This is a genomic window from Psychromonas sp., assembly GCF_047632995.1.
In the GTDB taxonomy this organism is placed as follows: Bacteria; Pseudomonadota; Gammaproteobacteria; order Enterobacterales; family Psychromonadaceae; genus Psychromonas.
In genome coordinates, this window is record NZ_JBLIEK010000142.1 from 1 (window position 1) to 7,345 (window position 7,345).

Annotated in this window: 9 protein-coding genes; all 9 read left to right on the forward strand. The window is 38.7% G+C overall.

The features are described 5' to 3' along the window. Positions 1–980: type VI secretion system Vgr family protein (locus tag ACJAT7_RS16520; RefSeq protein ID WP_415227903.1), on the forward strand; the 980-nt coding region annotated here is incomplete at its 5' end. Between the two features lie 12 nt (positions 981–992). After that, on the forward strand, positions 993–1,523 hold the full coding sequence (locus tag ACJAT7_RS16525; protein ID WP_415227904.1) for a DUF6484 domain-containing protein: 531 nt from the start codon (positions 993–995) through the stop codon (positions 1,521–1,523). A gap of 20 nt (positions 1,524–1,543) precedes the next feature. Beyond that, positions 1,544–2,536 carry a DUF2169 family type VI secretion system accessory protein gene (locus ACJAT7_RS16530; RefSeq protein WP_415227905.1) on the forward strand — a complete coding sequence of 331 codons (993 nt, stop codon included), beginning with the start codon at positions 1,544–1,546 and terminating at the stop codon, positions 2,534–2,536. 15 nt (positions 2,537–2,551) lie between these two features. Next, the gene (locus tag ACJAT7_RS16535) at positions 2,552–2,932 is read left to right on the forward strand and encodes a DUF4150 domain-containing protein (protein WP_415227906.1); all 381 of its coding nucleotides are present in this window, start codon (positions 2,552–2,554) and stop codon (positions 2,930–2,932) included. Positions 2,933–2,941: 9 nt separating this feature from the next. Then, on the forward strand, positions 2,942–4,225 hold the full coding sequence (locus tag ACJAT7_RS16540; protein WP_415227907.1) for a TIGR02270 family protein: 1,284 nt from the start codon (positions 2,942–2,944) through the stop codon (positions 4,223–4,225). Continuing rightward, positions 4,222–5,304 carry a hypothetical protein gene (locus tag ACJAT7_RS16545; protein ID WP_415227908.1) on the forward strand — a complete coding sequence of 361 codons (1,083 nt, stop codon included), beginning with the start codon at positions 4,222–4,224 and terminating at the stop codon, positions 5,302–5,304. The genes ACJAT7_RS16540 and ACJAT7_RS16545 overlap by 4 nt, the downstream gene beginning before the upstream one ends. Before the next feature lie 54 nt (positions 5,305–5,358). Continuing rightward, on the forward strand, positions 5,359–6,093 hold the full coding sequence (locus ACJAT7_RS16550; RefSeq protein ID WP_415227909.1) for a hypothetical protein: 735 nt from the start codon (positions 5,359–5,361) through the stop codon (positions 6,091–6,093). A gap of 12 nt (positions 6,094–6,105) precedes the next feature. Then, on the forward strand, positions 6,106–6,702 hold the full coding sequence (locus ACJAT7_RS16555) for an imm11 family protein (RefSeq protein WP_415227910.1): 597 nt from the start codon (positions 6,106–6,108) through the stop codon (positions 6,700–6,702). Between the two features lie 357 nt (positions 6,703–7,059). Then, positions 7,060–7,345: CDP-alcohol phosphatidyltransferase family protein (locus ACJAT7_RS16560; protein ID WP_415227911.1), on the forward strand; the 286-nt coding region annotated here is incomplete at its 3' end.

Consider the following 7,345-nt stretch of genomic DNA (forward strand, 5'->3'; position numbering starts at 1 on the left):
ATGAGCAATACAGTAATACATTTACCTTTATGCCACTTGCAAATATGTATAGACCGCCAATGGTTTATCAACGCCCGGTTATGCATGGTCCTCAATCTGCTTTAGTAACCGGTCCTTCTGGTGAAGAGATCTATATTGATGAATTTGGCCGCATTAAAGTCCAATTTATGTGGGATAAAGAGGGTAAAAAAGATGAAAACAGTTCCTGCTTTATCCGCGTGATGCAATCGTTCGCGGGTAATGGTTGGGGCTCATCGTTTATCCCTCGGATTGGCCATGAAGTGATTGTGACCTTTTTAGATGGCGATCCGGACCGTCCTATCGTCACTGGCTCTGTTTATAACGGCAACAATAAACCCCCTTACGACTCTAAAACACAAAACGGTATTAAAACGCACTCTACTAAAGGTGGCAGTAGCGATAATTACAATGAAATTCGTTTTGAAGATAAAAAATCCAGTGAACAACTTTATATTCAAGCTGAAAAAGATCTTGATACCTACATCAAAAATAATGAAACCTTAACGGTTGATAAAGACCGTACTAAAACCGTTAAGCATGATGAAAACTCTACTATTGAGAATGATCGTAATAAGACAGTTACTAAAAATCAGACTGAAAGTATTGGCGAGAATAAAACAATTGATGTTGGGAAAAATCATACTGAGTCGATTGGAAAAGATGTTGATATCACAATCGGTGAAAATCACACTGAATCTATCGGCAAGAATATGACCATTACTGTAGATAAAGATCTACAAGAAACTGTTAATGGAAAGTATACAGAAGCTGTGACTAAAGAATATGGCCTCAAGGCTAAAACCATCACCATGCAAGCGGATAAAGAGATTGTATTAAAAACAGGCTCTGCGCAAATTGTAATGAAAAGTAATGGCGATATCACCATCAGTGGTAAAAACATCAACCTGAAGGGCTCTGGTAATGTTGTGTTAAAAGGGAGCAAAGTTCAAACGAACTAGCTGTAAATTTTTATGAATGATAATCAAGTTAATGCAATAGAAACATTTGAAGAGCTAACAACAGAACACCAGATTGCATCTGGTGAAATCATTATTGGCACGCTGTGCTCTGTTGATCCATTAGGGCTACCTTTGATTGATTTTCCGCAAAACCCATCAAAACAGCCGATTAGTGCGATGACCACGTTATCCCTAACGCAGCACCATGTAACAAGGCAAGTTGCTTTGTTGTTTAATCAAGGTGATTTAAAGCAACCGATTGTTATTGGACTTATTCATAGCCCGCTACAAGCGATGTTAGAAAACTTTGAAGCGCAAAATGAAACAGAAAAAGTTGAGCTTGCTGGTGATCTGAATATCGATAATGTAAAAGTCGAAGGTAAAAAAGTGACCTTTGAAGCGCAGGAAGAGATGGTCTTTAAGTGTGGTGAATCGAGTATTACCCTGACCAAATCAGGCAAAGTGCTGATACGTGGTAAATACCTGCTTAACCGTTCAAGTGGTGTAAACCGAATTATGGGCGGCTCGGTTCAGGTAAACTGATTTATTCAAGGTAAACACGTATGCTTCAACTTAACAATACTACACCTTTTGCAGCTGAAATTGCCACGTTCCCAAATGAAGACGGCATTGATTCACTTTACGTCATTGTTAAAGCAACCTTTTTAATGGGTGCACAATGGACGCTTGCTGATGAGCAAATCCCGCCACAAATGGGTGAAGAGTATTGGGGGGAGCCAGGGCAGTCTAGTCTTAAGCAGCTCTCTGATTTTCATGTTGGCAAAAACAGTACCGATATTATTATGCAAGGCAATGCTTGTGCAAAAAACAATCAACAAGTCCGACAGTTAGATGTGCAGTTAGCAGTAGGGCAAGTGCAAAAAAAAGTGCGTGTATTTGGTGATAGACACTGGCAAAACGGACAACCTTCATTACCTACGCCATTTCAATCGATGCCAATGGTTTATGAGCGTGCGTTTGGTGGTCAACATGAAGTTGATCAAACAACAATTTTGGTAGAAGAACGAAATAGTGTCGGCTGTGGTTTTGCAGGTAAGCGAAGTATCCAAGAGATGGAAGGTTTACCGGTACCAAATATAGAAGACCCAAAGCAGCCTATTCAAAGCATTAAAGATAACCCTCTACCGGCGGGTTTTGCCCCCTGCAGTGGTGATTGGTTACCACGCAGGAAGTGGGCGGGTACCTATGATGAGCATTGGCAGACAACGCGTGCGCCATATCTGCCAGAAGATTTTGATAAGCGCTTTTTAAATGCAGCGCATCCTGATTTGATCTATCCAGGTTATCTGCAAGGTGGGGAAGCGATTCAAATTACAGGAATGCACCCTGCAGGCGATATTCAGTTAAATGTTCCACAAATAAAAATGCTCTGCAACGCGGTTGTTAACAATAAAGCAATGCCATTACAACTTAACATTGAAACATTAACACTCCAGCCTAATGAGAAGCGGTTATCAATGGTTTGGTTAGCACCCTTTGAGTGTGATAAAACCCTATTAAAAATTAAAGAGATTGAAGTTAAATTATCTCGTTAAGGATTGGAGAAAAACATGGGACAAACAACCTTTGCAAATTCAAGAGGTATCGCACACAAGGGCAGTGGGGGGAAAAGCATTGTCTTTCCAGATGTGTGTTTAACGCAAATTGGTAACGCCGTTGTGCCTATCCCTTACCCAAATATTGGTGCATCAGCGGATACAGATAAAGGCCCTAAATCTGTTACTACGGATAAAAAAATGCCTATGGTAAAAGGTGCAATCTATACAAAAAGTACGGGTGACCAAGCGGGTAATAAAAAAGGCATTATCAGTGGTAAAATCAAAGGTGAGTGCGAATTCATGATGTACTCCTTTGATGTGAAGTTTGAAGGAAAAAATGTATGCCGTATGGGTGATCCATTATTCCACAACAATAAAAATATAATGGGTTAATCAACTATTTTGTTCAGTTCTAGTAATACACTTCAAAAATCAGCCAATGCTTATCGCGATATTAGCGAACAGTTTGTGGTTGATGCTTCTTTTTTATGGTTATTACGCTCTATTAGCGTTAAGCAACCTCATTATTATTTAGAGGATCTCGCAGAACTTGAAAAACGGATTGACGCCAACCTTGACGGTTTGATGTGTAATTTTGAACTCGCTTGGGATATCTGTTTAGAAGAGCTCAGCTATGAGCAAGCTGGAGAAACTTTTTCTGCTGCAATTATTGCATTTCGTAGTCGCAATATGGATAAAATACAGCATGTGGTTAACCATGCTTTTTGCAATGAGCAAACCTTTAAAGGGTTAGTCTCTGCAATGGCTTGGCTGCCAAAGAAATTAATCAACGAGTGGATAGAAAGGTTTTTATACAGTAAAGATTTAAATCATAAACACTTAGCTATCGCGTTGTGTAGCATTCGTCGTAAGAGTCCCGGTGATATATTAAAAGAGCTATTTCAACGTGAAGACTGTTTAGCAGATACCCGGTTATTAACACGGCTTATCCGCTTAGTCGGAGAGTTGAAACTATATGCCTACGGCAATTATCTTTTAACTCTTGTAGAACATGATGTACCTGAAGTTAAATTCTGGGCGAACTGGAGCATAGTGATGCTCGGTGACCATAAACAGGTACTTAACCTGAAAGAATATTTGACCGAAGACTCTCTGTTTTCGCCACTCGCATTACAGATGATGTTTAAAGTTTTACCAATAGATAAAGCGCGTTTGGTTATTTCTGAATTAGCACAACAACCAGCGATGCTACGCAAAGTGATACAAGCAAGTGGAGAGCTCGGTGACCCACATACTGTGCCTTGGTTAATTGAAAAAATGAATAGTTTTGAAACAGCAAAAGTTGCTGGAGAAGCGTTTACCTTGATTACAGGAATTGATTTAGAGCGCTACGAATTAACGATTGATGCACCTGAAGAGATTTCTGTGGTGCCAAATGATGATAACGATGATGAAAATATTGAGCTAGATAAAGACGAAAACCTACCGTTTCCCGATGTGAATAAAATTAATCATACTTGGCTACGTTATCGAGATAGGTACAAAACAGGCTCACGCTATATTATGGGCATTGAGGTTAATCAAAATACCCCTGCCACAGTGGAAAAGTTACATAACATGTTAAAACAAGCTGGGCAGCGTCAACGCTATAGTCTGGCATTAACATTAGCATTATTAGATCCGCAATCACCTTTTGTTAATGTTAAAGCAAGGAGTCTGGTTTGAGCCAATTAGATAAGCTCTATATTGCCGCGACGGGCATGATCACACCTGTTGGTTTTAATACTCAGATGACAGCTGCTTCTGTGAATGCAGGTGTGAGTGCTTATGCTGAGTCTGACTATATCTCTAAATCGGGCAAAAATATTAAAGTTTCGCAAGTTCCTGATGATGCGCTGCTGTTCGATATTGAAATTGAAAAAGATATCTCTTTTAGGCCACAGTATGAACGAATTATTAAAATGGCTCTATTAGCTTTAAATGAGACTATTGAGACCGCTCAGTGTAAACAACGTATCAAACAAGCAATACCTTTAATATTCGCTTTACCTGAAAATGTTCCATTTGTTGATCAAATTCCAACTAATTTTTTAATTGAAAATATTAGCAAGTTTAGTGCGCTACCTATTGATATTAGTAGAGTACACAGGATACATACTGGGCGGGCTGCTGGCTTACAAAGTTTAGAATTAGCATATCGCTATCTTTATGAACAAAATGAAGATTTTGTACTGGTAGGTAGTAGCGATAGTCATTTGAACTTATCATTGCTTAACCACTTAGATGAACGTGAACGATTACTTTATGAAGGCAGTGTTAACGGTTTTTGCCCTGGTGAAGGGGCAAGCTTTATTCTATTAACTCGGAAAATTCAGTATGCACAGAAACAAAACAATCAAGTTATAGCTTTAAACACTGTTGGAATTGCTGACGAGCCCGGATATTTAGAAAGTAATGAACCTTACTTGGGCAATGGTTTAAGTCTTGCTTTTAAAAGAGCGTTATCAAATAACTCTAGTCATTTGATTTCACAAGTATATAGCGGCATGAATGGAGAGCCATATTGGGTTAAAGAGTTAGGGGTTGCAATGACACGAAGCCATCAATTTTTTACTAATGATTATAACGTTAATCACCCTGTTGATTGTTTTGGCGATTTAGGAGCCGCTCTTGGTACTGCAATGGTTAGCTTATCTGCTTTGAGACTTTTGTCAGAAGAAAAGGAGAACAAGCATCTTGTTTATTGCTCTTCGGATGGGGCAAAACGTTCAGCGGTTATTGTTGAAAAAATAAATGTTAATTAGATTTTTAAGGACTTTTATGAAGACTCTTTCTTACAATATAGGTAGGGAGCATCAATGACACAAATAGGTGAGGGAATAGCCATTGCATTAATTAACCTTGAAAAAGGGAAGTGTGTGTTTTGTGGAAAGTCAGAGCATGAGTTTCCTAAAAAAGATGTAATTAAACCAACTGGCTGGTCTAGAAAGAAAATCAGTGGTGTGGGGGGAAGGTTTGCTAGTGCTAAATTGGATATATATCCTGATAAAAAGTCGCCTCCAACAGCTTACAAGTCAGAAGGCCATCACTGCCTTGCGTTTAGCTCCTTTATAATGGGGGCTCAATCTAATCCTCCTAACCCTACAGATAGGTTTGCTGCTTTAAATCATTATTTAAAAGAAAAAAAATATGATCCGAACAATATAAATAATGTGATTGATTTACCTGGAAGGAAAGATAAAGGGGATGAAGATCCTGACGCGCACTATGCTGAATTCGCCATTGCGGTGGACAATGATAAACCGCTTCAGTTGCATATTGGTGGGCATGCAGCAGAGTTTATGAACGCTTCGAATGTTTTACTTAGGGATATTGTTAGAACGATTCAGCAAGGTGGTTTTTGTGATGAGCCTGATGATAGCTTTAAAGATTTATTAGTAGAAGAAGTTGAGATTGCGGAAGATGAAGCTTTCAAAAGTACTGCTGGTGTCATCACACCTTGGATTTGTCACCCTGCTCATATCAATAAAGCGGAAGAGTTTGCGAAAGAAATGTTGGATCGCACCGATGAAATTATATACCCTAAATTATAAGGTTTTTTTAACATGTTATACCATTTACTATTCCCCAATACCGATACTTCACCTGATATAAGAATTTCAGATAATGGCTCATGTAATGAAATGATTTGGGAAGATGGAATTAAGATAAATCCTGATGAGTATGATTTATCGAACTTAGAGTTTATTTGTGAATCACTGCCTTCAGGCGTTATGACAGATTATGCTGTTAGTGATATGGGCTGTTCCGTCGTTTCTGAACGTTTAAAGCAGTATTTTGATCAATTAGGTTTAAAAAATATCCAGTATTTTCCTGCAACTATTATTGAAAAAGAAGGGGGGAAAGTACAAAAAGGTTATTTTGCTAGTAACTTTATTGGTGCTATTGATTGTATTGACCGAGAAGCTTCTGAACTGAGGGCTCGTATGAATAAAAATGGTGAGCTTAAGGGGATCTTCGGTATCAAGAAACTCGTACTAAAAAGTAGCTTAATAAGTGAGGAACCTTTATTTAGAGCCGCATATTTTACACGATTGGTAGTAATTAATGAGGTGTTAAAAAAACACTTAGAAGAAAGTGAATTGACAGGTATTCGTATAGTAGAACCTGAAAGGTGGGATGGCATTAACGGTGAAATATAATTTCAGAACTTAATTTAGCTATGTTGCAATTGAATGTAACGAGCGGTCTATGCTTTCATCGACTATTTAGAGCTTGTTGATACACCTTATTACCATTGTACTTCTAGTTGTGTTCGCCGCACATTTTTGTGTGGCGACGATCAATATAGCGGGCAAAGTTTCTCGCATCGCCGCCAATGGATGGTTGATCGTATTCGTCAACTCAGTGATAAAAAAGGTTGGCTTGTCCAACGTTTCCCCTTTCACTCTGCTTTTCAATAACTTTTGTGACGTTTGCTTTGAGTTTGTGGTAGAAAAGAAAGCCATTAACTGTAATGTGCATGGACAGAGCTGTTTTCTACTTTAAAAAGGAATTATATGTTAACTATTTATGATCTTAAACCGAAGTTTCAAGATCTACTCAGGCCTATTGTAGTGGCCTTGGCTAATAAAGGTGTCAGCGCGAATCAGGTGACTTGGTTTGCAATGCTATTGTCGTTACTCTGTGGCGCTGTAATTTATCTCAGCAACGGTGTTTTCTGGTCATTGCTTTTACTGCCTTTCGTGCTTTTTATTCGTATGGCGTTAAATGCCATTGATGGCATGTTAGCGCGCGAACATAATATGAAAACTAAAAAAGGGGCAATGCTCAATGAGATGAGCG